23 protein-coding genes and 2 pseudogenes are annotated in these 24,769 nt (G+C 46.9%); 6 read left to right on the top strand and 19 right to left on the bottom strand.

What is annotated here, in order from left to right:
- Window positions 1-18: 18 nt before the first annotated feature.
- The 3 genes from argJ to MCB1EB_RS01055 form a co-directional block, all read right to left on the bottom strand.
- Window positions 19-1,260 carry a bifunctional glutamate N-acetyltransferase/amino-acid acetyltransferase ArgJ gene (argJ, locus tag MCB1EB_RS01065; RefSeq protein ID WP_026922095.1) on the bottom strand — a complete coding sequence of 414 codons (1,242 nt, stop codon included), beginning with the start codon at window positions 1,258-1,260 and terminating at the stop codon, window positions 19-21.
- Window positions 1,261-1,315: 55 nt separating this feature from the next.
- Entirely contained in the window at window positions 1,316-4,087 is a 2,772-nt protein-coding gene (gene secA / locus MCB1EB_RS01060; RefSeq protein ID WP_045363524.1) for a preprotein translocase subunit SecA, read from the bottom strand.
- Between the two features lie 131 nt (window positions 4,088-4,218).
- Entirely contained in the window at window positions 4,219-5,058 is an 840-nt protein-coding gene (locus MCB1EB_RS01055; RefSeq protein WP_045363527.1) for a hypothetical protein, read from the bottom strand.
- 138 nt (window positions 5,059-5,196) lie between these two features.
- Here MCB1EB_RS01055 and MCB1EB_RS01050 point away from each other — a divergent pair, with 138 nt between their 5' ends.
- Complete coding sequence (locus MCB1EB_RS01050; RefSeq protein WP_045363530.1) at window positions 5,197-5,667, top strand: DciA family protein; 471 nt, start codon at window positions 5,197-5,199, stop codon at window positions 5,665-5,667.
- A 181-nt stretch (window positions 5,668-5,848) separates the two neighbouring features.
- A complete protein-coding gene (locus MCB1EB_RS01045) occupies window positions 5,849-6,763 on the top strand; it encodes a LysR family transcriptional regulator (RefSeq protein ID WP_026922098.1) in 915 nt (304 codons plus the stop codon).
- Window positions 6,764-6,807: 44 nt separating this feature from the next.
- On the opposite strand, the gene MCB1EB_RS01040 is transcribed toward MCB1EB_RS01045, so the two are convergent.
- Window positions 6,808-7,548, bottom strand: a complete 741-nt coding sequence (locus MCB1EB_RS01040) for a FadR/GntR family transcriptional regulator (protein WP_045363533.1) — start codon at window positions 7,546-7,548, stop codon at window positions 6,808-6,810.
- Between the two features lie 653 nt (window positions 7,549-8,201).
- On the opposite strand from MCB1EB_RS01040, the gene MCB1EB_RS01035 reads away from it, so the two are divergent.
- On the top strand, window positions 8,202-9,527 hold the full coding sequence (locus tag MCB1EB_RS01035; protein WP_045363536.1) for a hypothetical protein: 1,326 nt from the start codon (window positions 8,202-8,204) through the stop codon (window positions 9,525-9,527).
- A gap of 22 nt (window positions 9,528-9,549) precedes the next feature.
- Here the strand turns inward: MCB1EB_RS01035 and MCB1EB_RS12685 are convergent, their stop codons facing one another.
- Entirely contained in the window at window positions 9,550-9,891 is a 342-nt protein-coding gene (locus MCB1EB_RS12685; protein WP_431311517.1) for a hypothetical protein, read from the bottom strand.
- A 967-nt stretch (window positions 9,892-10,858) separates the two neighbouring features.
- On the opposite strand from MCB1EB_RS12685, the gene MCB1EB_RS01020 reads away from it, so the two are divergent.
- The 3 genes and pseudogenes from MCB1EB_RS01020 to MCB1EB_RS12280 all read left to right on the top strand — a co-directional run.
- Complete coding sequence (locus tag MCB1EB_RS01020; protein WP_045363542.1) at window positions 10,859-12,010, top strand: hypothetical protein; 1,152 nt, start codon at window positions 10,859-10,861, stop codon at window positions 12,008-12,010.
- Between the two features lie 137 nt (window positions 12,011-12,147).
- Window positions 12,148-12,362 (top strand): annotated as a pseudogene (locus MCB1EB_RS12285) (transposase); the annotation flags it as partial.
- A gap of 65 nt (window positions 12,363-12,427) precedes the next feature.
- Window positions 12,428-12,682: pseudogene (locus MCB1EB_RS12280) on the top strand (IS30 family transposase); the annotation flags it as partial.
- A 116-nt stretch (window positions 12,683-12,798) separates the two neighbouring features.
- Here MCB1EB_RS12280 and MCB1EB_RS01005 read toward each other — a convergent pair.
- From MCB1EB_RS01005 to sctI, 14 genes are all read right to left on the bottom strand, one after another.
- The gene (locus tag MCB1EB_RS01005; RefSeq protein WP_045363547.1) at window positions 12,799-13,803 is read right to left on the bottom strand and encodes a hypothetical protein; all 1,005 of its coding nucleotides are present in this window, start codon (window positions 13,801-13,803) and stop codon (window positions 12,799-12,801) included.
- A 205-nt stretch (window positions 13,804-14,008) separates the two neighbouring features.
- Window positions 14,009-15,055, bottom strand: a complete 1,047-nt coding sequence (locus MCB1EB_RS01000) for an EscU/YscU/HrcU family type III secretion system export apparatus switch protein (RefSeq protein ID WP_045363550.1) — start codon at window positions 15,053-15,055, stop codon at window positions 14,009-14,011.
- Window position 15,056: 1 nt separating this feature from the next.
- Window positions 15,057-15,860, bottom strand: a complete 804-nt coding sequence (sctT, locus tag MCB1EB_RS00995) for a type III secretion system export apparatus subunit SctT (RefSeq protein WP_045363553.1) — start codon at window positions 15,858-15,860, stop codon at window positions 15,057-15,059.
- A gap of 2 nt (window positions 15,861-15,862) precedes the next feature.
- A complete protein-coding gene (sctS, locus tag MCB1EB_RS00990; RefSeq protein ID WP_026922104.1) occupies window positions 15,863-16,132 on the bottom strand; it encodes a type III secretion system export apparatus subunit SctS in 270 nt (89 codons plus the stop codon).
- Window positions 16,129-16,779, bottom strand: coding sequence for a type III secretion system export apparatus subunit SctR (gene sctR / locus MCB1EB_RS00985; RefSeq protein WP_026922105.1), 651 nt, complete (start codon window positions 16,777-16,779; stop codon window positions 16,129-16,131). Before sctR ends, sctS begins: the two co-directional genes overlap by 4 nt.
- Window positions 16,776-17,945: a type III secretion system protein SepQ gene (locus MCB1EB_RS00980; protein ID WP_045363556.1), complete on the bottom strand. Its 1,170-nt coding sequence runs from the start codon at window positions 17,943-17,945 to the stop codon at window positions 16,776-16,778. Before MCB1EB_RS00980 ends, sctR begins: the two co-directional genes overlap by 4 nt.
- Entirely contained in the window at window positions 17,938-18,429 is a 492-nt protein-coding gene (locus MCB1EB_RS00975) for a hypothetical protein (protein WP_045363559.1), read from the bottom strand. The genes MCB1EB_RS00980 and MCB1EB_RS00975 overlap by 8 nt, the downstream gene beginning before the upstream one ends.
- Window positions 18,429-18,800 carry a hypothetical protein gene (locus MCB1EB_RS00970; protein WP_026922108.1) on the bottom strand — a complete coding sequence of 124 codons (372 nt, stop codon included), beginning with the start codon at window positions 18,798-18,800 and terminating at the stop codon, window positions 18,429-18,431. Before MCB1EB_RS00970 ends, MCB1EB_RS00975 begins: the two co-directional genes overlap by 1 nt.
- Before the next feature lie 17 nt (window positions 18,801-18,817).
- On the bottom strand, window positions 18,818-20,191 hold the full coding sequence (locus MCB1EB_RS00965; RefSeq protein ID WP_045363562.1) for a FliI/YscN family ATPase: 1,374 nt from the start codon (window positions 20,189-20,191) through the stop codon (window positions 18,818-18,820).
- Entirely contained in the window at window positions 20,178-22,247 is a 2,070-nt protein-coding gene (gene sctV, locus MCB1EB_RS00960) for a type III secretion system export apparatus subunit SctV (RefSeq protein ID WP_045363566.1), read from the bottom strand. Before sctV ends, MCB1EB_RS00965 begins: the two co-directional genes overlap by 14 nt.
- Before the next feature lie 38 nt (window positions 22,248-22,285).
- Window positions 22,286-23,020, bottom strand: a complete 735-nt coding sequence (locus MCB1EB_RS00955) for a FliH/SctL family protein (protein ID WP_045363570.1) — start codon at window positions 23,018-23,020, stop codon at window positions 22,286-22,288.
- A 20-nt stretch (window positions 23,021-23,040) separates the two neighbouring features.
- Window positions 23,041-23,646, bottom strand: coding sequence for a type III secretion system domain-containing protein (locus MCB1EB_RS00950; RefSeq protein WP_045363572.1), 606 nt, complete (start codon window positions 23,644-23,646; stop codon window positions 23,041-23,043).
- Complete coding sequence (gene sctJ / locus MCB1EB_RS00945) at window positions 23,646-24,374, bottom strand: type III secretion system inner membrane ring lipoprotein SctJ (RefSeq protein WP_045363575.1); 729 nt, start codon at window positions 24,372-24,374, stop codon at window positions 23,646-23,648. The genes MCB1EB_RS00950 and sctJ overlap by 1 nt, the downstream gene beginning before the upstream one ends.
- Window positions 24,371-24,721 (bottom strand): type III secretion system inner rod subunit SctI, encoded by a 351-nt coding sequence (sctI, locus tag MCB1EB_RS00940; protein ID WP_045363578.1) that lies wholly within the window; start codon window positions 24,719-24,721, stop codon window positions 24,371-24,373. The genes sctJ and sctI overlap by 4 nt, the downstream gene beginning before the upstream one ends.
- Between the last annotated feature and the right edge of the window lie 48 nt (window positions 24,722-24,769).

Below are 24,769 nucleotides of genomic sequence, written 5' to 3'. Positions count from 1 at the left end.
AGCAGTATTCATCAGAGTTTAAGAGCGGTAATCTGCATTAATACTCACATATTCATGCGACAAATCACTCGTCCAAATTACCGCTTTGGCGTGACCACGCTTCAATACAACGCGTACCGTGATCTCAGGTTTTTGCATTACGCGCTGCCCCTCTTCCTCAAGATAGCTAGGATGACGGCCGCCTTCTTTCACCACCCAAACATCATCCAGATATAAATCAATTTGGTTGACTTCAAGGTTAGCAATCTCCGCATAACCGATAGCGCATAAAATGCGCCCAAGGTTTGGATCAGAGGCAAAAAAAGCCGTTTTGACGAGCGGCGAATGGCCAATCGCATAGGCAATCTGCCGACATTCCGCGAGCGTCGCCCCCCCTTCAACCTGAAGCGTAATAAATTTTGTGGCGCCTTCGGCATCGCGCACAATCAACTGCGCGAGCGTTTGAGCCAATTCGGTGATCGCATCGCGCAGCACAATATAGGCTGGATCCTCCATCGAAGTGATCAACGGTAGATCAGCTTGGCCGGTTGCAATAATAACGAAGGAATCATTCGTCGAAGTGTCGCCATCGACCGTAATGCAATTAAATGAACGATCCGCAGCATGTTTAGTCAGGCTATCAAGCACGGGCTGGGTGAACCCGGCATCCGTTGCAATAAAACTAAGCATGGTTGCCATATTAGGCCGAATCATGCCAGCACCCTTGCTGATGCCAGTGAGGGTGATTTGCTCAGTACCGATTACGACACGCCGCGAAGCCGCCTTGGCGCGAGTATCAGTTGTCATAATCGCTTCGGCAGCATCAAACCACTGCGCCGGCGCGCGCGTGGCCCACGCTGCGGGTAGCGCTGCACTCAAACGCTCGACCGGAAGCGGTTCAAGGATCACGCCGGTTGAAAAGGGCAATACCTGCTGCGCAGTGACTCCGGCCAGTTGCGCCAATCTAGAACACACCTCATGCGCATGAGCCAGGCCCTCTTCACCCGTGCCAGCATTCGCATTACCTGTATTGACCACCAGCGCGCGCACACCCATCCCACCACTACGCACATGCGCCAAATGCTCGCGGCTTACGATCACTGGGGCCGCGCAGAAACGATTGGTTGTAAATACAGCCGATACCGTTGCGCCTTCATCCAACGCCAGTACTAGCAAATCTTTACGATTAGGCTTGCGAATATTTGCTTTAGCCCAACCCAGCGTAACTCCAGCCACAGGATAGAGCTGCTCAGGACAAATTAGAGGAAAATTGACGGCCATTTAAAACCCGATTTACCAAAGCACCAGACAGATATTTATGTTTACAGAGAACGCGTCACGCCAACTGACCGTGACATTGCTTATATTTTTTACCACTACCACAAGGGCATGGACTATTCCGACCGACTTTAGGTGCTATTTCACGTAGCGGCGAATGGCTGGCAGGCGCATTGTGCTCCAGCTCAGAGCCAGATTGATTAGCGATTGCTCCAGCAAACTCAGCGTGTTGAAAATGCATATTATCGTGCTGAGCGGCTTTTTCCTCAAACTGCTCAGTCGCTTGTTCGATCTGTTCAACCGACTGAATGCGCACATTCATAACAATCCGTATTGCCTCTAACTTGATTGCATCAAGTAACTGCGCAAAAAGTTCAAAAGCTTCACGTTTATATTCTTGTTTGGGGTTTTTCTGCGCATAACCGCGCAGATGAATGCCTTGCCGCAAATGGTCTAATGCCGCCAGATGCTCACGCCAACGCGCATCGAGCGTTTGCAGCATAATCGAGCGCTCAAATCCGTTAAACGCTTCACGCCCAATCTGCGCCACCTTGCTTTGATAGGATTGATGCACCACAGTCAACACATACTGCAAAATGTCTGCATCAGACACTACATCAGCATCCTTAACAGCCTGCTCAAAATTGAGCACAAGCTGCCAATCATCGTGCAAAACTTGTGCCAAACTTGGCAGATCCCACTGCTCTTCAATACTACCTGGCGGTGCAAAAGTATGCACCAGCACTGTAAACACGCTCTCGCTCATAGCCGCGATCGTCTCCGAAATATCGGTCGCTTCGAGCAATTCATTACGCTGCTGGTAAATCACGCGGCGTTGATCGTTGGCGACATCATCATATTCCAGTAGTTGCTTACGCACATCAAAATTACGCGCCTCCACCCGACGCTGCGCCGACTCAATGGAGCGCGTGACGATGCTCGCCTCAATCGCCTCGCCATCGGGCATTTTAAGACGCTCCATAATCGCGCGCACACGGTCACCGGCGAAGATGCGCAATAATGGATCTTCGAGCGAGAGATAAAAACGCGAAGAGCCAGGATCCCCTTGCCGTCCAGCTCGACCGCGTAATTGATTATCGATGCGGCGCGCTTCATGCCGCTCAGTGCCGATAATATGCAAACCGCCCGCCACTTTAACCGCATCATGTAAAGCCTGCCATTCATCATGCAAATGCTGGATCCGGCGCGCTTTTTCATCAGCAGCTAAGGTTTCATTCGCCTCAATGAAACTCGCTTGCTTCTCAACATTCCCACCCAATACAATGTCCGTCCCCCGGCCAGCCATATTCGTGGCAATGGTCACCATTTTAGGACGGCCTGCTTGCGCGATGATTTCCGCCTCGCGCGCATGCTGCTTAGCATTCAGGACTTGGTGCGGCAACTTCGCGTGCGTCAATAATGACGCTAGCAACTCTGAGTTTTCAATTGATGTAGTCCCCACCAATACTGGCTGTCCCCGCTCATAGCAAGCGCGAATATCAGCGATCACCGCTTCATAGCGTTCGCGCGCACTTTTATAAATTTGATCCTGATAGTCAGTCCGCTGGCTAACTCGGTTAGTCGGGATGATGACGGTTTCAAGCCCATAAATTTGCTGAAATTCGTGCGCTTCCGTATCCGCCGTTCCGGTCATCCCAGCCAGCGTGGCGTACATCCGAAAATAATTCTGAAAAGTGATAGACGCGAGCGTTTGATTTTCGTGTTGAATATGTACGCCTTCTTTCGCCTCAACCGCTTGATGCAAACCATCCGACCAACGACGGCCAGCCATTAAACGGCCAGTGAATTCGTCCACAATCATCACTTCAGCATTTTGCACGACGTAATGCTGATCGCGGTGAAATAACGTATGCGCCCGCAGCGCGGCATACACATGATGCATTAACGTAATGTTTTGCGGCGCATACAAACTTTCCCCAGCGCCAATCAACCCCCATTGGGCCAACAAATTTTCTGCTTTTTCATGACCGAGTTCAGTCAAAAAGACTTGGCGCGCTTTTTCATCAAGGGTGTAATCGCCTGGCTTTTCAACCCCGCTCCCGTCCGCTTTTTCTTCACCAAGTTGGCGCTCAAGCAGTGGCGGCAGCGCATTCATCCTTAAATATAATTCCGTATGATCTTCTGCTTGGCCTGAAATAATTAGCGGCGTACGCGCTTCATCAATCAGAATTGAATCGACTTCATCGACAATCGCGAAATTAAGTTCACGTTGCACCCGCGCACCAACTTCATACACCATGTTATCGCGCAAATAATCGAAACCAAATTCATTATTGGTGCCATACGTAATATCAGCCGCATACGCCTCACGTTTAGCCTCAGGCTCCATCTGCGACAAATTAACACCAACTGACAAACCCAGAAAATGGTAAAGACGACCCATCCACTCAGCATCACGCTGCGCCAGGTAATCATTCACCGTCACCACATGCACGCCGCGACCCGCTAACGCATTGAGATAAGCGGCCAGGGTTGCCACCAGCGTTTTACCTTCGCCGGTGCGCATCTCAGCAATCTTGCCATAATGCAACGCCATGCCGCCGATAAGCTGCGTATCAAAGTGGCGCATTTTAAGCACGCGCCGGCTCGCTTCGCGGCACACCGCAAACGCTTCTGGCAAGAGCTGCTCAAGCGATTCGCCAGCTGCGACTCGTTGTCTAAAGAGTGCTGTGCACGCTTGCAATTGTTCGTCAGTCAGTTTCTCGAACTGCGCCTCAAGCGCATTGATCGCAACGACAGTTTTTTGGTATTGCTTAAGCAACCGCTGGTTACGGCTGCCAAAAATCTTTTTGAGAAGTCCTGCAATCATCGCTTATAAGGTTATAACTGCTAACGCTATGGAATAAAGAGTAGAGTTTATCATGCTACTCTGCCCTGCAATACAGGGAAAACATAGCGCTAACGTATAACTTCAAGCAAACAGCTTGCGCCCATCAGCCTTTAGATAGGAAGGTTGTACCTTGTTCCAGGAAAAACAATATCCAGGTTTCCCTTTACAACCTGTAGGCCAAATATTTCCGGCATGAAACCGTTAACTGTTTTTTTAAAAACAAAGGGAAGCCCTCGAATATTGCATTTAAATTTCGCTGTTTCTACGGCGAATCTCCAATCTGTCAAGTAACCTGTAGGGCCACAAATATAACCAAAATTAATTCCTTGACTGTTAAGCGCGCCTTTAAACTTATACAGAAAACTTTCTTCTTTTCCCTTTCCAACATTGCAAGATTGTAATTTGAGAATACCTACCTCACTCAATCCAGCGTTCTTGAGAGCGTATGCTAATTCTTCTGCCGGCATACCTGAGAAAAATTTTTCATTACCATGACCATGTATATCCAAACGGTCAGTTAACCTAACCTTTTGTAGCAATTTACTCTCAGGAGAAATAGAGGTGCCGAATTCGTTTTTATATAAAGTTCCGCTTTTATTTATAGTGCGAACATGATCCTGGTCTATCATAATTTGCGTATCAAAATAAAAACATTTTTTCCTTGAAATTTTATGATCTATTGCGTGGGCCCTAGCGTTACACCGGATTGTGAAATCCTCTTCCGTAGACAGTGCATACCTTTTTTGAGCGTCAGGTTTTTTTATAACTTGCGGAGAAGACTCTGTAGATTTTTGACGACCTCTTCCATTTTTATTTTTTAACCCAACTAAATTCCCTAACGAAAAGAATCTCGATTGAGGCTCAGTCTTGCTTTCTTGAACGTGCTGCTCGTCAGAAACAGTAGTAACTGGGATAAGTGGAATTTCTTCACAGGAAAAAGAGTTTTTCATAGGCTTCTCATCGTTTATTAGGTGCTGAGATATAAAAATCTTCCCTTATAAAGAAAAGCCTCACGTAAAAACTCGCGAAATATACAGGTACTTAGCGAACACAAAATATAGCTAAGTTGATGTAAGATCAAGCCAACTATGAGCTTCCAAAACTTTAAAAAAGCGCCCCCCCCGGCCAACGCATCACCCGTCGTCAAATTGCTGGAGCGCAATGAAACTTTCGCCCAACTACGCGCCGGCATTGAACAAATTTCAGCCCTAAAACAGGATTTAGCCACCGCTTTACCAAATTATCTAGCGCCCAACATTTCCGTTGGGCCAATCAAAAATGGCCTACTTACTCTGCTCACCGCACATAATGCACTCGCTGCACGCTTACGCCATTTAGAGCCGAGTTTATTGCAAGCGTTACAACAACGTGGCTGGTCTGTAGACACGATTAAAATCCGCGTGCAATCACCTCAAACAAAACCCACCCTCGCAGCCAAAGAAGCACATTTATCAAAGACTGGCTTAGCTTGTTTGCAGGACTTATGCCAAAAAATTGCACCTTCGCCACTGCAAAACGCCATAACGCAGATGATCGAGCATCAAACAAAAATTTCTTGAGAAAAAATATAAAAAATCTAATACCCTTATAAGCAATATTAATACCTTATTTTTTCTGTTTTTTTTAATTTTTTAAGATCATTCTTATATGAGTAGAGAGTGAAACACTGCATCATGTTCGACACAAAACAATCTTGCATTCATTTTCTGTTTGCGTCAAAACACTCACTCACTTTAAAGTATGAATCAACTGCAAGCCATGCGTGTTTTCCTGCAAGTTGCCGAAAGCGGCAGCTTCGGGCGAGCGGCCACCAAACTTAAATTGTCAAACGCAGTCATCACGCGTTATGTAGCGCTGCTCGAAGCACATTTAAATACTCAGCTACTACAGCGGACAACTCGCTGTCTATCGTTAACTGAAGCGGGTCGCGCTTATGCAGATGGATGCCGCCATATCCTAATGCAAATTGAGGCGATCGAAGCCAACGCAACCCAAATGTCCAGCGTGCCTTGCGGAACTTTAAAAATTTTCGCGTCAGCCGCTCTCTCACTGGCTAATTTAACCCCCCTGCTTAGCACCTACCGCACACGCTACCCAGAGGTAAAATTACAACTCACGCTCGGGCACAGACCGGTAGATTTAATCGAAAACGGCTTTGACGCCAGTCTCGTCGCTACGGGTTCAATCACTAGTGCAAGCATGACTCAACACCCACTGTTAACAATTGAATCAGCCATTGTGGCGGCTCCAAGCTACCTTGCTCAGCAAGGCGGTGCGCCCCATTCTCTCAACGCACTCGCGCAGCATACCTTTGCCGGGCCGACACAACGCACCTCCAACTCCACTTGGACCTTTGTCAGTCCACGCGAAAGCCGTCAAATAGCCATTGAACCCTCTTACGTAGTCAATGATTTGGCGAAATTACGCGAAGCGGCGCTCGCGGGCATTGGCATCGCAATTTTGCCGCAGACTATGGTGGATAAAGATTTAGCAAAAGGTAAGCTAAAAAGGATTCTGCCTGAATATAGCGTACCGGAGGCAAACGAACAAATTTCGCTAGTCTACTCAAGCCAACGCCACTTACCCGCTAAGACACGAGCATTTGTCGAACTCGCAACGCAACTCTTAGCGCGTGATGATTCCCATGCAAGATAGAAACGGGCCGCTTTAGCGCGCCCCGCTCCTCCCCGCAAACCAACCTACTGACTCTTGCCTTCGAGATTTGCCATACGCACCCTAGCCGTAGCATTATCAATATGCGTTATGGCCGCTCGCCGCGCTGCATCTGGATCTGCCCGTGCAATCGCCTCTATAATCGCTTGATGCTCCGCGTGTAACGAAAAATCCATGCGGCTAACCTGATTTGCGCGACTCGCTTTAATCGATGCGTAAATAAAGTGATTCAGAAAATCTAACAAGGATGCATAAAGCGCATTGCCCGTGGCTAAGGCAATAATTTTATGTAACGCAAAATCTTCATCAACAGCGTCACAGCCCCTTTTCACCGCCCCATCAATTGCTGCCAGCGCCTGTTTGATTTGCACCAATTGCTCAGGCGTGCAGCGCTGCGCTGCGAGCGCCGCGGCTTCGCCCTCAATGCTACGCCGCAATTCAAATACCTGAAATACAGTTTGCAATGAATCTGTTGCGCCAACATCAATCCTAAACACAGTCGCCGCATCTGGCCGCAAAACCACGGTCCCCAACCCTTGGCGCGCCTCCACCAGGCCGTCTGATTTTAAACGCGAAATAGCCTCTCGGATAACGGTACGGCTTACGCCAAAACGTTTCGCCATGATATGTTCCGTGAGCCGCGAATCAGGACGTAACTCTTGGCTTTTTATTTTTTGAGCGAGTACTTGGGTTACACGATCAGCTAACGTACCGACTGACTTGATCTGAAAAGCATTCGTATCTTGAATATTCTGCGACACTGCCATATTTAACTCTTCCTTGTTTAATAACCTAAATCCCCGCCTCTACTTATTTAATTTTATTTTTTGAATTATTCATTTAGCCAAAAAAACAGCCTATGGCATTTGAATAATTGATAAACAATCACCTTTTCCCATCAATCAATGATTAATTTAAAAACATATTTTTCATTATTAATCAAATAGGGTCATATTGAATAAATTAACCTATTTAGAGAGCTAAAGTCAAACATAGACATTGGTACAGGCACAACAGCTTCGTTGCTTTTTCTCGCTGCACGCTTATCCCAAGAATAAGGGTTATTAGCAGAATATAAATTGTTTAATTCATCGACAGCATTTCCGTATGGTTAAATAAAAATTTAACCATAGCAGCTCTCAAATAATAAATTTGTCCAAAACACAAAAAATACGAGCGCTGATATATGGCTCTACTTCCTAGCCTTGGCATTTTGACCACCACTTTACTTGTTCTTAATATTTCAGACAAACCCATTAAAATTTAAAATAAAATGCTAGCCAGTCTAATAAAAAATTTGATATTTTTTGAAATTCTGCTAAAACTAAAACAACGATAAAACTATCAATCATGAATTTTCTAATTTTCGCAACAGTTTATTTGATAATAAAAGATTCTATAACTCTCACCAGAGCGTGTCATGCAAATTGAAAACTGTCTCCGAACCGTCCAATCAGTCCCTTCTCAACCCAATCGGCCAGACGAGATCGATAGAAATTCCTCAGAGGAGAGTGCATTTAATCAGCCGATAAATATTCCCCAGGATGCGCCTCAGCCTTTGGATCAGCACCGCGTCAACTCTGTAGAAAATATAGATCACAGCCAACAGGTCGACCAAGCGACTCAACAGGTGGAACAGACAAAAAGTAGCATTTTTAACCACCTAGCCTCAATTTCAGAAAGCGTCAATCGAATTACTGCGAAATTCCGTCAGCTAGAACCAAAGTTCTTGTACCTAGCCCCTCTTCCTGTATGCGCTTTTGCTGCACTCTATCGTCTCTATACTGTTAACTTTTTGGAACAGAAATTTGATAACCAATCTGCACAGATGCCTGATGGACTTCTTAAGCAGGTGGAACAAATTATGTTGCCATCTAAGCTAATAGACGGCCATACCCTTAACCCTTTAGACTTGGCTAAAACTTTATTCAATCGAATTCCCGAACAGATCAATCAGTTAGAACCTAAAGTTTTACAGCTAATATCTCCTGCACATACAGCTTATTTGAACTTTGCTGTCGCCATCAGCGCAAGCCTTTTTATATGGAGTCAATTTAAAAACCAATCTAAGCAAATTAAAAATCTAGAGGTTAAAGAAAAAGAGCATTTCGAGTTAACTCAAAATTTACGTCAACAAATTGAAATTTTGAAAGATGAACTTGAAACAAGGACAGAAAAAGAAATTTTAGATAATGCACTTAAAGAAAATATAGATGTAGCCCATCACTACGCCGCTACCCTTAAGCGCCTCAGACCACTTATTATGAACACAAAAAGTAAGACTGATGCGCTTGAGAAGGGCATCAGTGAATTAAGCGCGAACTTGCAAAATTCTCAAGCCACACAATCTCAAAGAATTGAAAATCTTGAAAGGGAATCGACTCTACGTAAAGACGAAATTTCTCAATTAACAGATGGTTTGAGAGAGAGTAGCAGCGAAATTGAAAAAATTAGGGCTGCTGAAGCTGAAATTTTGATGCAATCTGAAGAGATCAATGATCTTCAAAAGCTATGCCAATTGATGGGAGGAATAGTGCAAAATTTGATAACGCACCAGCAGGAGGAGAGCGAAGCTGCCCCAATTGTGCAGAACATGTCCAATGTAACGGACGCGCGGTGGCTCAGCGAGCTAGTGGAAAGAATGTCATCGCTACGCCAAAAATCGGATTGGGGATCATGGGACGGATCGCAACAATCATCAAGCAGCCGAGGATCTCCGACTGGATCGCCGCCGCCCAGCCAATAATTATATTTAGCGTCAGTTCGGGTTAAGCGAGAGCATTGTGGCAATGCTGCAAATGGAGTTTAGGCTTATTGGGCATAAGGCAGTAAGCGATGATGCCGCCGAGTAAGTTGACGGCAAAATTAATAGGAGGCCGATGTCGAGTATGCTCATTCAGTTCATCAAAAACGGTTTCGATAATCGAGCGGCGGGACAATAAGGCTTGACCGAAAGCGGATAGAGCCATGCGCGAGGGTGTCAGGAATTTTGTGTGAAAAGTGCCTATGATCGACATCTGTATAAAGCGCGCTATTTGATCGAGAATTTCTTTTGTAAACTCGAACAATTCCGCGCTGTTGCTACCCGATATGACAAAACTGCTCGACATTTCCTCTCCGCATTTATCTCGCTTCCGCATCTATTTTGCTTAATTGAGGACACGCCCTAGTATGTCCTTGTTACCGTGCCGTTGCTTCCACTCCGCCGAGGTGAGATAGCCGTGTCGGTTAGGTTTCGACTATTCATGCTGCCTTCGCCCACCATTTGTATGCTCGGCCCTCGGTCCTCTGACCTTTCGAAGCCACTTTGCATTCACTTTTGTTACGGCCCGGCAACTCGCGCACTTCCTACGAAGCGCCTGTCAATAGGTTTCAACACTTTGGTTTCCCTACGCGCTGCTATCCAAGCTACGGGACTCCTAACTCTTGCCCCGGCAGGCTTAACTCCTGCTAAACATACCAGCCTTTGCTGGACGCACAAATGACCGGTCACGATGGGCTGAAATATGCAGTTGCCTTTTCTCGCTGTGCGCTTACTAAAAAATGAAAGTCATTAACACAGAAAATTTTTTACAGAAATGAAGTGAGTTTCGAATTTTACAAGGCAGAATTAATAATTTATATAAAAAATCGGCGCTGATAAATTTAGATTAAAAATTCAAACCTATATTTTGCACCTTATTTTTGCAAAAAGATTTTTTCAATTTTTAATCAAGTTAAGCTTGAGCTCTCAAATCAACGTACACAAACCAGGACCAAACTCAGCTTTGAGCTAAGAAATAAATCAGTGTATGATGAGAAAAATTGAAAATCTGCTAATATTTGAAATATGCGGTATTTACCCCGCCGAATTTGCAAATAAATATTTTGACAATTATTCGCTTCCGGCGAGTTTTAGTGTTTGTTCGCTGTTTTCTCATATGACAGTGAGGATTGAATTGTTTTCTACCCCTCAGGCAGTCAAAGCAATTCGAGCTCATCCAACCAGGATTTAATACCGTTAGTCACGAAGCTCAGCCTCTTTATTAGAGTTTCTTATATTGCTATAACTTTTCCTTCTTTTTGCTGGAGCCAATAATGCAAATTCCGTCATCTCTTACCTCTCTAATTTCTTCGTGGCTTCCTAACCTTTGGGATACGGAAACAAAAGCTAAAAATAAACAAATACCAGACTTATGCGGTCTTTCTTTAGATCAAGTTTTGCATATTTATAAGGATGAAGGGTTTTGCCCCGCTAGGACGGTGAGTGAGGGTCCACCTTCTCCTTTTATTAGAGAGCTAGAACAAAATTCTTTTCAACAAAAGCAACTGACGAGCAGTATTTTTAATTATATGGGTTCGACGACAGCAAATTTGAATCGAATTTCTGCGCGACTTGATAAGTTAGAGCCCATAGTGCTTGAAAAAGTGCTTCCTATATGTGTACTTTTTCTCCTCTTCTCGGTTAGTGCAAATCTTTTTCTATTGAGAAAAATGAATGGGATGCAAGCTAAGCAGGCTCAGAAATCAAAAGGGGATTTAAAAAACCTTGAAGAGAATTTAGAATCTAAATTTAAAAAAGATCTAGACGAGCTCAAGGCCAATTTAGAAAAGAGTTTAAACGAAAAAACCGATAACTTGCAAAGCACTCTTTCTGAGCTAAAAACGAGTCAAAGCACCCAAAATGCAACGCTCACCACATCTATAGAAACCGTATCAAATTTTACTGAGGTTAATCGCGGTAACATTTCTGTTCAAAATGGACGAATTGATGGAGTAATTTTACAAATCAAGGGAGTACAAAATGACCTTACTAAGACTGAAAATAGAATTTCTAGCATTGAAGGTAGGCTTCCTAAACCAAATTCTGACTTAGAAAAGGCTCAAGCCACTCAGTTTATACAACAAACTACAGAAATTTCAGAACTGCGAGGCAAGCTTACTGCTCTTGAAGACAATCAGAAAGAATTTTCAATAACAGCGGCAGAGGTCGATAATGCAACAGGTGGAGAAATCGATAAACTTAAAGAGATATGCAAAACGCTAGGAAGGTTAGTGCAAAATATACTAAACTCCCAGCGGGAGAGAAACCAAGCTATTCCAATATTACAGGAAACAGGCGATAACCAACTAACAGACGAACAATGGTTGAATAATATGATAGAAGAAATATCGCTACCACGAAGTCGACGGTCGAGTTGGGGATCATGGAGCGGATCACAACAATCACTAACTCCGCCCAGTCAATAATTGTATTTAAACCATCATTAGCCTCGGCTATGTTACCGTGCCTGCTAACGAAGGCTCAAATGGACAACATAATCGGGGCTATATTGCGTTGTGCCTTAATCTAACGTCAGTTCAGACTAAGTCTTAACTCATACAACTATACAACCAATGCCATCGAAAGCCTGTATATGCAGGTGCGTAAGGTGATTAAGAATCGAGGCCATTTCCCCAATGGCCAAGCTGCCATTAAGCTTATTTATTTGGCTTTGCGAAATATCACTAAAGATTGGAAAATGCCACCTATCTCACATGGCGGACTGCAAAAATTCAATTTGCTATCTTATTTGGCGAACGTTTTACAGCTTCACTATAAGAAGCTGTAAAATTTAACCGTGGCTTCGGACACACAAAATATCTGACAGGCTCGCATCGGGTAGTCTGCTCAGCTTTACCCGTCAGATGAAAAAACTCCCGGCTTTTTGCGCGAGAACTCGACTTATGATCAGGGCAGTGAAATGGCTTGCCATGTTAAGCTCGCCCAGCGCTTAAACATCAATATCTGGTTTGCCAACTCCCCATTCCCCTTGGCAGCGGGGCAGTAACGAAAATCCCAACGGCTTACCGCGCCAGTTCTTGCCTAAAGGCATCGACCTTTTCCGCCTCAGTCAAACCTACCTTAATGACATCGCCAGATTCTAGGATGGCTCTCGCTAGACCAACCGTTTAGCTCAGAAATTGGAAAATGTAGGATTGGCAAATCGGTTGCGCTTAATGCTTGAGGCCGCCCCTTCCCACTTCTCTTCATTAATCTATAATCCTATTAATTCTTGAGTTAATTGAGCATCCAGTCCGGATGTTTTTAGCACCCTTTGTTTAAGTGCATTCGCGTCAAAGTGTATAAAGCTGCGCACACCTATATCACTCTCCAGCCACTCATCAACATTAATAACGTTTTCACCATCTAAAACTAAAGGCTCCCAATCACTGCTGCCATTATCGGAGCTAATTTGATACCATCCTTCTTTATTTTCTTCGCTATTGCCATTGCCGCTAAAAATTTCGTCATTGTATTCCTTATAGCGCAGGCATTTAACAATGTAAGAATAAGATCCGTCGCTGGCAATTTTTTTGTATAAAACTATCAACCGTTTAGCCAATCTAAGTTTCTGTTTCTCTCCTTCGTTGTTAAACTCTTTGAGAGTCCGAAAATCCTTCGAAGGCTGTTCTGTGTTCAAAGGAAGCAACGCTCCATTTTCATTCAGTCTATATATAATTTCATGGACAGTAAACTGCGTAGTGCCAAAACGCATAGCTTCATTAGAATCAGAAAAAGAAAAACCTTTTGCCCTTTTTTCTTGGGAAAAACTCCTTTTTATCTGTTCACGCTTCTTTGCAAGAATTTTATCCGTTCCCGCCATTGCAGCAGCTACTTTCGACTTTATCTCTTCTCGGGAAATAAGGTACTGATCAAAATCAAAAAGCCTTGCTATGACCACTCCTGTAGCACTAGGAGTTTGTTTGGACGAAGCACTGAATCCACTACTACTAGCATCTGCTACATCCGCACCTACCTGTCCTAAAGTTAACTCGGGATCAGAACCCTCCCCTACAACACTCGCATCTTCCCTCAAAGGTTCCTCGGACAGAGTCTTTACTTCGGCTTCAGTCCCTCCTATAGAGCTATTAGGTGGAGATGTATTAGCAGGACCTGACAATGCAGAGCTTTGAAATAATTCGCCACCATCTCCATCGCCCCCACCCCCGCATGCAGCCATGCTTAGGACGATTACCCCTGCCAAAATACATCGTTTCATTTATTTCCCCGTTAATCTTAATTTCTGACCAGATTTTACTTCACAGCAAAACCGGCAATGTTTAGTTTAACTTTCTCTCAAATATAGAGCACAGAATACCATTCCGCCGTACTCAGCACAATTTCTAGTATTAATGAATGCTCCAACCGTAACCAGTTTATTCATGACGAATAATTGCTATCTATACTTATTCTTAATTGTTGAGTTACCCCTCTTCATCCAACTCCAACATTGCAATCCTCAACACTTCAGCCACCGGCTCAAATAATTTATCAGGGATATAATCCCCGATCTTAGTCTCCGCCATCAATTGTCGTGCAAGCGCAACATTCGCCACGACCGGCACTTTATAAATCTGCGCTAATTCAAGCACTTGCAATGCTTTACGTCCTTCGCCTTTTTCCGTGACGATTGGTAATGGCGTTTCGCCTTGTTTGTAGTATATACATATTGCAAGATGCGTAGGGTTTTTGATTACGGCACTAGCTTGTTCAACTCGGCCAGACATATCGCTGTTTTGCATTTCTTCATGTAGTTGACGAATGTGTCCTTTAATGTGCGGGTTGCCTTCTGTATCTTTGAATTCGCGTTTAATGTCTTCTTTTGACATGCGCAATTGCTTGATAAGCTGGTGGCGCTCAAATAAATAGTCAGTGATCGCAAATATAATATAGAAAGCCAGCACACAGCCAATCAGCCAGCTACATAACTTAGCTACAATTGGTATCGCGCACTGCACACCGCATTCTGGCAAATAAATTAAAGATTTACCGTAGCGGCCTAAGATATAAGCGAAAACACAACCCAGCAGGATGACTTTAAATACAGTGCGTAGTAAGGTGTAAAGCTTTTTAAGCGAAAAAAGATTCTTCGCATTTTGCAGAATACTAATCGTACTCAGTTTGGGTTTGAGTCTTTTCGGGGCAAAGAGAAAACCTGTTTGCGCAAGTCCGGTTATGATGGTGGTGAGGAGGAGTACCGCCGCTAATGAGCTGGTAAAGCGCACTAATACTTGCGCACAAGCTAGAAAAGTTTTTAACAGCGCTTGTTCAAATGGCAATGCCATGTATTGAATCGCCTGACCAAATGTATCTTGCAGCGCAGCAATCAACTTTGGTCCTTCTAGCCAAAACCAGAGCGCGGCTATCAGCAATTGCATCCCTTGGATAATTTCAACGCTTTTTGCAACCTGCCCGTCTTTACGCGCGTCTCTAAGTTTCTTGGGCGTGGGCTGCTCGGTTTTCTCAGCCATTTTATGCGGTCTTTGCGGTTATGCTAAGGTCCAGTAATCGACGCACGATTAGCCAAATTTCGTCAAATCGATCTAGGTAATGGTCAAGCCCTAGACGGAGCCCAAAAATCAACGCTAAGCAGGCAAAAATTGATTTGATTGGCATCGCAATAAAAAATACGTCGAGTTGGCCAGCGGTGCGGTTAATCAAACCAAACGAAAAATCGACCAGCAGCATCAAGGCCACGGCCGGGAGCGCGAAGCCAACGCCTAACTCAAGCACGAGACGCCATTGGTGAATCATAAAAAGAGCGGTGTCTTGATTCATTAACAGCGCTTGCCCAAGCGGCAATTTAGTATAGGATTGGTAAATCGCCGCCAGCAGTAGATTAAAACCGCCTCCCACAAAAAATAGCGCCGCTAATAATTGTAGGAAAAGGAGTGAGAATAATGAAACTTCTTCGCCCAGCGCCGGGTTTAAAATTTCAGCTAGCCCAGCGCCGCGTGCAGTGTCGATAAACTCACCCGCAACCGCTACCGCCCAGAATGGGATAGCGGCCAAAAGGCCAATATATAAGCCCACTGAAAATTCGCTTAGAATCATGCCGGCAAAAGCAAAACCTTCCGGCGGCGCAGTGTTTTTTGCCCAGGTAAGAGCTGCCGGCATAACGGGCAAAGCGATTAACAGCGCGAGTGCGTTTCTGATGAATGCGCCGCCCAACATACGAGTGCTGGTTACAGAAAGCAGCGCCATAACGCCGAGCGGGCGCATCATGCAAAGCGCCAGCACTTTTAACAGGGGCGCCCAGGCGGCCCAGGCCGTCATATTCAACGCCTCATATCAGACAGTTGTTGAAACACCATATCGCTGTAATTCAGTAAAGTGAGGCCAATCCAGCGATATGTCACGAGCAAAGTCAGCGCGGCCGTTAGCAATTTGAAAATAAATTGCACGGTTTGATCTTGTAGTTGAGTCAACGTTTGCATTAAGCTCACTGCTAGACTAACAATCGCTACAGCAACCACGACAGGCAACGCCAGCAGTAGGACGACCCACAGTAATTGCGTCGTCATATGGATCAGGATGGAGTCACTCATGAGTAAGAAAGCATTAATTGTGACAAGAGTTTCTCCCAGCCGCCCATGAGCACAAATAACAGGAGCTTGAAAGGTAAGGCAATGGTGAGCGGTGACACCATCATCATGCCAAGAGAAAGCAAAAGAATTGAAACGATTAGATCAATCGCGATAAAGGGTAGAAAAATCAGCAAACCCATTTTAAACGCTTCAATTAATTGACCAATTGCAAACGCTGGCATAAGGACTAATAAAGAATTGACATCGAGTCGCTCCTTATATTGCTCCGGCCAAGTGCGCTGTCCAATATCGACAAAAAAATGCGTTTGCCGCGGCGGCGTATGGCGTTTTAGAAACGCTCGATAGGGAGCGAGCACGCTGTCATCGATTTGGCTCACTGATTCAGGCGAGCTAAACTCCACGGGATGAGCTTTGAGCGCATCGCTGACCTGTAAACCAACAGGCGTCATCACATAGGCTGTCAGCACGAGCGAGATCGCGTAAAGTGCGATATTCGGCGGCACATGCTGAATACCCAAGGCATTGCGTAATAGCGCCAGCACAATCGAAATTTTTAGGAACGAGGTGCCAAGCACAATCAACAAAGGCAAAATCGACAGCAGAAAAAGAAAAACGATCAGTTGCAGCGGGTGATCGAGCAAATTCATTTTGTTTCTTCCGGCGCCATTAGGCGGGTAATTTTAGCGCCTAAGCGCTCGCCAATGCGCACTAAGCTCGCCGTTGCAATTAAACGGCCCTGGGTGCGAATGCCAATTTCCGGTGTAGTTTTAAAATTAGCTTCCAGCACATCCCCCTCTTTGAGTTGAGAAAGCGCTGCAAGCGACACTGTCATTTGTCCAATTTCAAAAAGTAGGGTCAGCGGTAACCCTGCGGCAACCTTTTCGAGGGTTAGATCGTCTTCGGCTGCGGGCTGAACTTCCTCTGCGGGAGAAACTTCAGCCGTGGCTTCAGCAGGGTTCGTAATAAAATGATTTTCTTCGTCCAATGGCTGAACCTCTGCAACGAGAGGGGCTTCAGCCGCAGCTTCGGCAGTGTCAGTCATAAAATGGTTTTCTTCGCCTAATGGCTCCATAATGCGCTCAATTTGAAAATGATTTTCATCCAACCGACATATTTGCACGAACAGTCGGTCCAATACTAATAACAGGCTTGCGTCTTTAAGCGGAGCTTGCCAGTTAGCCATAACCACATCGCCCACTTTTAATGCAGTCAGTTGGGCGACAGATAAATGCGCAAAAGCCGCACAACCTGGGATTACAGCACGATGTTCCGTCGGCTCATACGGACTGGCGGTCATAGATTTTGCCAATGCACTCAACCAGGTTAATGGGAATGCATCGAGATGCAAATCAAGCCAACGATGATCTTCAGAGGAAATCAAAGTTAAAACCATATCAGCCGCATATTCTCGCTGGTCAGATCGAGCGGGAGGCGGCGCTAACGCGCCCAGCGCTTTAATCGACGGGGGCGTTAGTCCATGCTGCACACACCAATCCAGCCATGGCGCTAAGGCCCAGGCCGCCGCGGCTTCGCGCAAACCCTCATCGAGCACTGAAAAATCTGGCGTGGGTAGAATCGGCTCCAGCCATTCCAGAAACGCGGCTTCATCGAACCAAATCCATACTGATTGGCCGTTAAGCGATAATTCAAGCGGCAACATCACGCGTTGCTGATGGTTCGAAGTTTGCGCACGTTGGGTCAATTGTAGCGAAAGCCCCTCGGCTTCACTTTGCCGCCCGCCCCCAATTACTTGCTGCAAATGCGCGTCTGCGGCTGTCCACTCCGGCGCCTCAAAAAAAGCTTGCTCAGTCATGCTGCTGTTCAATTAAAATTTTCTCCATTGGATACATTGAAGAGATTTGGTTTTGGAGTTTGTGTTGAATGGATTCAAGTGCTTTACGCTGTTTTTCATTGGCTGCGCGCAGTGTCATCTTGAGCCGACCTTGGACCTGGGCAACCAGCATTTCAGCACCGGTGAGCACCCCTGATAATACGGTTATGCGTAATGCGCTTGCTGTGTTTTGCACCTTTAATGAAGCCGGCATCAAGAGGCTTTCGGCCAATGTACGTAATGCTGCCTGTGCTGAGCTTAAGCAACCAGAAGTTTTTGGTGCCTGGCCAAAAGCTTCTAGCAACAATGACGACGGCACTGGCACACCTAGCGCTTTTGGTTTCCGCTTTTTTTTAAGCAAATCCGCGAACTGCTGCGCCTGTTCTTGTGATGGTTGTGGCGGCGAGTCTGACTGTGATTCCCTACTGCCTACATCGTGGCGGTTATCTGTTTTTAAAATTTGCATTATCTTGGCTGTTTTTCAATGAGCTTTAATTTTTCCTGCTTCGCAATACATTGCCGAAGCAATGTATTGTGTTCCTTAAGTTGCTGCTGCAAGCCTTCAATTTTCTCGTCAAGCTGCCGACTTTCTTGCTCAAAATTTGTAGCAGTAAGGTTGTAGTGGCTCAGTTCTTGCAATAATTCCTCTATGCCATTCGGCCGGCGCACTGAAGTTTGCGCACTCAGCGCTTGCCATTGCTGCATGACTTTCAAGCGTTGCTCATCGAGCTTTGCGCGAGCGGTTTTTAATTCGCTCATTTGCATTTCAACCTGGTGTATTGCAATCCGTAAACGTTCTTCTCGGCGGCGCTTAACTGCGATTAATTTTGACCACATGGCATAGGGTCTCTGAGTTAATGCATCCACTCATTCTGGTCTGACCTAGTAGACTGACGCTCGGTAAGCGCTTGCCTCAGCGCCATTTCAGTTTCAGCCAGCCCTCCCCTTTGCGCTGCGCTTTGGCGCAAAAAACTCTCGATTGCAGAGCGCCGCTCAAGCGCTTCATCAGCTTCCGCATCTTGGCCACGCTGATATTCGCCAACCCGTACCAGTAAATCTATCTCATCGTAACGAGCCAGCAAACGCCGCAATTTGGCAGCGTGCTTTTTCAGCTCAGAAGGGGCAACCTGGTTCATCACTCGGCTGACGCTACGCAATACGTCGATCGCGGGATAATGATTACGCTCGGCCAAGGCCCGCGACAAAACAATATGCCCATCCAAAATCGAGCGAGTTTCATCGGCCACTGGCTCGTTCATATTGTCGCCTTCTACGAGCACAGTGTAGACACCCGTTATCACGCCATGCGCGGCTGGCCCCGCGCGCTCTAATAGGCGCGGCAACGCAGCAAAAACGCTCGGGGGATAACCATTAGCCGCCATCGGCTCGCCGGCCGCCACGCCAAGCTGACGCGCCGCGCGCGCATAACGCGTGACAGAGTCAACTAACAGCAATACATTTTTGCCTTGATCACGAAAATATTCAGCGATGGTGGTTGCGGTATACGCTGCTTTACAGCGCTCAAGCGCTGGCCGATCAGAAGTTGCAATCACAATCACGGCGCGCCGCCGCATTTCATCGTCAAATACACGATCGATAAATTCTCGCACTTCTCGACCACGCTCCCCTACCAATGCGAGAACCACAATATCGGCCAGATTGCCATGCATCATCATGCCTAACAAGGCGCTTTTGCCAACGCCTGCCGCCGCAAAAATTCCGACCCGTTGTCCTTTGCCACAGGTCAACAAGCCATCAATTGCGCGGATCCCGAGCGCCAAAGGTTCTTCGACTAAAGGACGCGACAACGCACTTGGCGGGTCCGCGCAAATCGGCCGCGACTGGCTCAACGTCCCTGGCGCGCGCGTTCTTTGCACTTTTAACGGCCGACCAAACCCATCTAATACAGCACCAATTAAGTGATCCCCTACTTCAATTTCAAGTTGCCGCCCCAGCCGTTCAACATCAGCTCCACAAGCGATTCCTAGAGGTTCATCAAACGGCGACAAAATTGCGGTTTCTTCGCTTAAACCCACGACTTCCGCGATCAAACCGCGTGTACCAATACGGCATAGTTCGCCCAATTGGGCGCCCGGCAAAGAAGCGTGCAGAACGGTTGAACCCACGCGGCGAACCGTACCAATCACGCGCGCAAGCGACAGCGGAACGTTGGCTTGCAGCCTTTCATCCAGGCGCTGTGCGACCACTTCAACTTCAGGCCAATGCATGGCGACGGTCCTCATCAAATAACTCTAGGCTACCCAGCACATTCACCTCAAGATCTTCCATTAATTCCTGCGTCGATAATACTGGGGTGGAGAAAAATTCTCGTTCGATCATCTTGCGTAAATAACGACGCACATCCATTGCCGTCAAGAGTACCGGGTATTCTGCACGGGCCTGATAGCTATTAATATGACGACGCAAGAGTTCAAGAATCGCGCTAGTTTTATCCGCATCTAATGCTGCATAAGTCCCAGCGGAGGTTTCGCGGATTGAATCGCGGATCATATTTTCAATGCGTTCGCCAATTAAGAGTACTGAAATACGGCGTTGCGGACCACCAAAAACATGGCAGATCTGCCGGCGCAAAGTGATGCGCACATATTCGGTTAATAAAACAATATCTTTTTCTTTATTTGCCCAATCCGCTAATGCCTCGCATACTGAGCGCAGGTCGCGAATTGGCACGCCTTCGGAGACCAGGCGCCGCATAATTTCAGAAATTTTTTGCAAAGTCATCGCGCGCAACAGTTCGCGCAACAGTTCAGGGTAGTTTTTTTCTATGCTGTTTAGGAGGGCACGGGTTTCTTGCAAACCAACAAAATCTTCCGCATAACGTGCCACCACCGCACCTAGCAGTGCGCTGATACGCTCCTCATGACTATATGTAGTTAAGCCGAGACTGGTTACTATATCTTTATGTTCTTGCGGCAGCCAAGAGAGCGTTACGCCCCATGGCAGAGAATATTCTTGCGCATCGATATGCAAAGCTTGCGCTTTTGCCCAGACTAGATCGACCGCTTCCGGCATAGTTAGTGTAACTACCGGAACCAAATATAGCTGAATTTCAACTTGATACGGTGGCAGCTCTGGAGCTTCTACAATAATCGGCAGCGGGAGCGGCAAGCCAAGCTCGTCGAATTTTTCTCGGCGAAATTGCTCCAGCACGGTGGCGAGCCGATCGCGCTGGGCGGCTTTAGGTCCAAGCCGCACCAATAGCGCAGGCGCCGGGGCAGTTTTGAGCTCATCCTTGGCCGCATCCACTTCCTGCGATCCGCGTGCCGCCGCAGCCCTGGTGCGTCGAATATACAAGCCAAAACCTATGGCTAGAGCAGCCAGTCCACCAAAGATGAAGGGGGGAAAGCCGGGAATCAGCGCAAAAATAGCCATGACGCCCCCCGCCATGAGCAACGCCCAGGGCTGTCCCGTCAATTGGCTCGTCATTTGAGTGGCGAGGTTTTGCTGCTCCGCATTTGGGATGCGAGTCACGATCAGACCCGCGGTAATTGAAATCAATAATGCTGGAATCTGTGCGATTAGACCGTCGCCTACTGACAAGATCGCGTAGGTGCCGACAGCTTGGCTTGCGCTCATATTATGCTGCATGACGCCAATCGCAATCCCGCCAATGATATTCACCAAGACTACGATAATGCTGGCAATGGCGTCGCCTTTGACAAATTTCATCGCGCCATCCATTGCCCCAAATAGACGGCTTTCTTTTTGCAACAATTCGCGCTCACTTTTCGCCTCTTCCGCGCTCAACACGCCGGCCCGCATATCGCCATCGATACTCATTTGCCGCCCAGGCATTCCATCTAAAGAGAATCGCGCGCTGACCTCAGCCACTCGCTCGGCGCCTTTGGTAATGACAATAAATTGCACGACGGTGATGATCGTAAAAATAATAATTCCGACCGCAACATTGCCGGCTACGACAAAATTACCAAAGGCATAGACAATCTCGCCTGCATCATGCTGCAGCAAAACCAAACGGCTGGTCGTGATCGTCAGCGCTAGCCGGTACAAGGTGGTGATCAGCAAAAGTGCTGGGAAGGCTGAAAATTCAAGCGGATTACGAATATAAATTGCAATCGTTAGCGCCGTCACTGACAACATGATGTTGATTGCGATTAATATATCGACCAGTACAGTTGGCAGTGGCAGGATCATCATAAACACTGCCGTTACCACAATCGCGACTAGAACAATATCTTGCCGTTTGGAAGCAGCGATTAAAATAGAGTTCAGCCGGTTGATAACGGGAGTCAGCCTGTTCATGAATTAATCTTTTAAATTTAGTCTATTTAAGAATGCTTTTACCACGCCGACTCAATTTGCGGCGCTAATGTCTCAAGTACGGGTTCGTCAGTATGTGTAGTGACTACAGATGCGCTTGAAGTTTCACCCCGCAGCGCAGCCAAAACTTGCGCCCAATGCCGCGTTAAATCAAATTCGATACGCAAAAATTCCATGTCTATAATGGCTTGGCCGGCCGTCAGCGCAGCATCCGCAAGGCAGTGAACCTCGGCTAAATCTGGACTCTGCGCTAACTGCGCCGCCACCGACTCGCATTCAGTTGGGTGCAGGCGGATCTGATAGGGGCGCTGCCGCGCGCGCACCCGTACTTGCGCCGCTAGCTGGCGCGCAAGCTGCGCAATCTGGTCTTGCCCCTCTAACCATTCTTGCAATACGCTGGCCATGGTGCTGCGTACGCGCGCTTCTAGTTGGTCGATAATGCTGGCTTCTAATTGCGCCTCATCAGCTAGCCAACGCAACCCTTGCGTTACCGTTTGATCACGCGCTTCGTCCTGAGTTTGGCAAATCAATGCAGCTTTCTCTTCTGCGCCAAGTTCACTCGCCGTCGCGCGAATTTGCACCGCCTCTTGCTCAGCCTCATGCCGCATCAGATCCGCTTGCGTTTGCGCCTGCTCAAGCGCCGCTTGCGCTTGCTCTAAGAGGTCGAAGGCAGCCGCTGGCAGCACCGCTTCTGACGGCTCTGGCTCAGCAAACAATTTAATTTCAAGGTTAAAAGGATTGGCTTCGGTATTCACGGTAACGGCTAGATCCAAATTTATAAAAAACGGGCCAAACGGAATAACGTATCCAGCCCATAAGATGCGGCAGGCTCAAGCAGCGGCTCGCCGTCAAAGCTACCTGGCGCTAGCAAAATTTCAAGCGCTCGCAATACGGCGCTACCCGCGAAAGCCCCGGTTAGCGCTGCCGCTCCATAGGGGCATGCATGCTCAATCAGTTGCTCAGGCTCGACTAATGATACTTGCACTTTGAATCCAGGCGGCGTCACGGCTGCTGCAAATACGGCTAATTGAGAACAGGCCACTGCGTCTAAATGCGGATTAAGTACTTCGATATAGGGTTTAAGCATCCAATATTCCGGTTGCCCAAGTCGCAATAAGCCCAACGCCAATAATAGAGCAGGTAATTTGTCTGCTAAACCCAGTACGCGCCGCTCGAGCAAGGTTAATTTAGGCAGCGCGGTGCTAGCCTTGGGCACGCCGCGGCGTGCCGCAATCGCCTGTTCAATCCAGCGTCGGCTACGTGCACAGGTTTCATATACGGGCTCCCATGCATCAAGCGCCAGCGCCGGCCACCAATGCCGGTGCATCGCTGCGCCTGGCCGCCAGAGCAATGCGTATAAACGCGCCTCTAGCGGATCCACTATGAGGTTCGACGCGTTTGCCATATAGAGAAACCAACGGCAGAACCTAGCATCGCCACAAACAGCAACACCATGCCACCAAACAATATCGGATTTTGCAATAAACGCACCCACCATGAGGGCAGCGCTTTCGGTTGCAATGGCGTATAACGATGGGTCGCGGGGACCATCACTACGCTAATGCTGTCATCTTGAATTCCAGGCACGCCTTGACGCACAAGGTCGCGAATTTGCCCTTGCCAAGTCGATAAATTCGTGGCCGGAGAATATTTTACAAACACCGAGATTGTCGGCTTAATCGTCTCGAGGCCCAAATTGTCAGGCGGCACGCTACCGATTGATACGCGCGCCACAATCACGCCATCAATATTCATCAGCATGGCTTCGATTTGTTGCTCTTTCAGAAAATTCATCTTCGCCCGTTCTTGCTCCGGCGATGTAATTAACTGATTGGATGGAAAAACATCCATCACTGACGCGTATTTAGAACGTGGGTAGCCATTTTGGCGCAAAATTTCAACGGCTTGAACGAATTGCGATTTTTTGATCTGCAAGGTCAAACCGCCTGCTTTATCTTTTTGCTTAGCGGCATCGATTTGATTCGCCATTAATAGCGCTAGCATTTGATTCGCTTCATATTCAGATAAATCTGAATACAGCGTTACATGGCAACCCGCTAACAATACGCTAAACGCCAATAAGCAACCCGCAACAAAATTCTTGCTCATGACATTGACGTGAGTTTGTTGATTCCATCGGCACCGGCTTTTGCAACTCTTGCGGCTAAATCAAGTTCCAATACAGTTTTGACTAAATCGTGCTGCACCTTGAGCATTGCCGTAGGATCATCAACCGCTTTATCCACTGCTGGCGCTAGGCGCTGGGCAGCACGTTCACCTTGCATCTGCATGGCCTTAAGTAACCCTTCTTCATGCTTAGGTATCGCATTAGATTGCAATAATTTGGCGAATCCTTCCGCTTGCTCGATAGAAGGCTGCGGCTGAACCATGCCATTGGATCCGTGCGCGGCTGGCGCTAACATCGAAGGTGGAATCGATTGGATATCGATGGACATAAAAAATAGTTCTCCAAAAGAAAAAGTGGTTCACCCAAGGCAAATAAA

The sequence above is a fragment of the Mycoavidus cysteinexigens genome, from assembly GCF_003966915.1.
In the GTDB taxonomy this organism is placed as follows: Bacteria; Pseudomonadota; Gammaproteobacteria; order Burkholderiales; family Burkholderiaceae; genus Mycoavidus; species Mycoavidus cysteinexigens.
Note: the sequence above shows the minus strand (reverse complement) of the source record. Positions and strands in the feature narration are given on the sequence as shown.

What these genes read in the sequence shown, in the direction of transcription:
- argJ (WP_026922095.1), bottom strand. Translation starts at nt 1,260, where the DNA reads ATGGCCGTCAATTTTCCTCTAATTTGTCCTGAGCAGCTCTATCCTGTG.
- secA (WP_045363524.1), bottom strand. Translation starts at nt 4,087, where the DNA reads ATGATTGCAGGACTTCTCAAAAAGATTTTTGGCAGCCGTAACCAGCGG.
- MCB1EB_RS01055 (WP_045363527.1), bottom strand. Translation starts at nt 5,058, where the DNA reads ATGAAAAACTCTTTTTCCTGTGAAGAAATTCCACTTATCCCAGTTACT.
- MCB1EB_RS01050 (WP_045363530.1), top strand. Translation starts at nt 5,197, where the DNA reads ATGAGCTTCCAAAACTTTAAAAAAGCGCCCCCCCCGGCCAACGCATCA.
- MCB1EB_RS01045 (WP_026922098.1), top strand. Translation starts at nt 5,849, where the DNA reads ATGAATCAACTGCAAGCCATGCGTGTTTTCCTGCAAGTTGCCGAAAGC.
- MCB1EB_RS01040 (WP_045363533.1), bottom strand. Translation starts at nt 7,548, where the DNA reads ATGGCAGTGTCGCAGAATATTCAAGATACGAATGCTTTTCAGATCAAG.
- MCB1EB_RS01035 (WP_045363536.1), top strand. Translation starts at nt 8,202, where the DNA reads ATGCAAATTGAAAACTGTCTCCGAACCGTCCAATCAGTCCCTTCTCAA.
- MCB1EB_RS12685 (WP_431311517.1), bottom strand. Translation starts at nt 9,891, where the DNA reads ATGTCGAGCAGTTTTGTCATATCGGGTAGCAACAGCGCGGAATTGTTC.
- MCB1EB_RS01020 (WP_045363542.1), top strand. Translation starts at nt 10,859, where the DNA reads ATGCAAATTCCGTCATCTCTTACCTCTCTAATTTCTTCGTGGCTTCCT.
- MCB1EB_RS01005 (WP_045363547.1), bottom strand. Translation starts at nt 13,803, where the DNA reads ATGAAACGATGTATTTTGGCAGGGGTAATCGTCCTAAGCATGGCTGCA.
- MCB1EB_RS01000 (WP_045363550.1), bottom strand. Translation starts at nt 15,055, where the DNA reads ATGGCTGAGAAAACCGAGCAGCCCACGCCCAAGAAACTTAGAGACGCG.
- sctT (WP_045363553.1), bottom strand. Translation starts at nt 15,860, where the DNA reads ATGACGGCCTGGGCCGCCTGGGCGCCCCTGTTAAAAGTGCTGGCGCTT.
- sctS (WP_026922104.1), bottom strand. Translation starts at nt 16,132, where the DNA reads ATGAGTGACTCCATCCTGATCCATATGACGACGCAATTACTGTGGGTC.
- sctR (WP_026922105.1), bottom strand. Translation starts at nt 16,779, where the DNA reads ATGAATTTGCTCGATCACCCGCTGCAACTGATCGTTTTTCTTTTTCTG.
- MCB1EB_RS00980 (WP_045363556.1), bottom strand. Translation starts at nt 17,945, where the DNA reads ATGACTGAGCAAGCTTTTTTTGAGGCGCCGGAGTGGACAGCCGCAGAC.
- MCB1EB_RS00975 (WP_045363559.1), bottom strand. Translation starts at nt 18,429, where the DNA reads ATGCAAATTTTAAAAACAGATAACCGCCACGATGTAGGCAGTAGGGAA.
- MCB1EB_RS00970 (WP_026922108.1), bottom strand. Translation starts at nt 18,800, where the DNA reads ATGTGGTCAAAATTAATCGCAGTTAAGCGCCGCCGAGAAGAACGTTTA.
- MCB1EB_RS00965 (WP_045363562.1), bottom strand. Translation starts at nt 20,191, where the DNA reads ATGCATTGGCCTGAAGTTGAAGTGGTCGCACAGCGCCTGGATGAAAGG.
- sctV (WP_045363566.1), bottom strand. Translation starts at nt 22,247, where the DNA reads ATGAACAGGCTGACTCCCGTTATCAACCGGCTGAACTCTATTTTAATC.
- sctJ (WP_045363575.1), bottom strand. Translation starts at nt 24,374, where the DNA reads ATGAGCAAGAATTTTGTTGCGGGTTGCTTATTGGCGTTTAGCGTATTG.
- sctI (WP_045363578.1), bottom strand. Translation starts at nt 24,721, where the DNA reads ATGTCCATCGATATCCAATCGATTCCACCTTCGATGTTAGCGCCAGCC.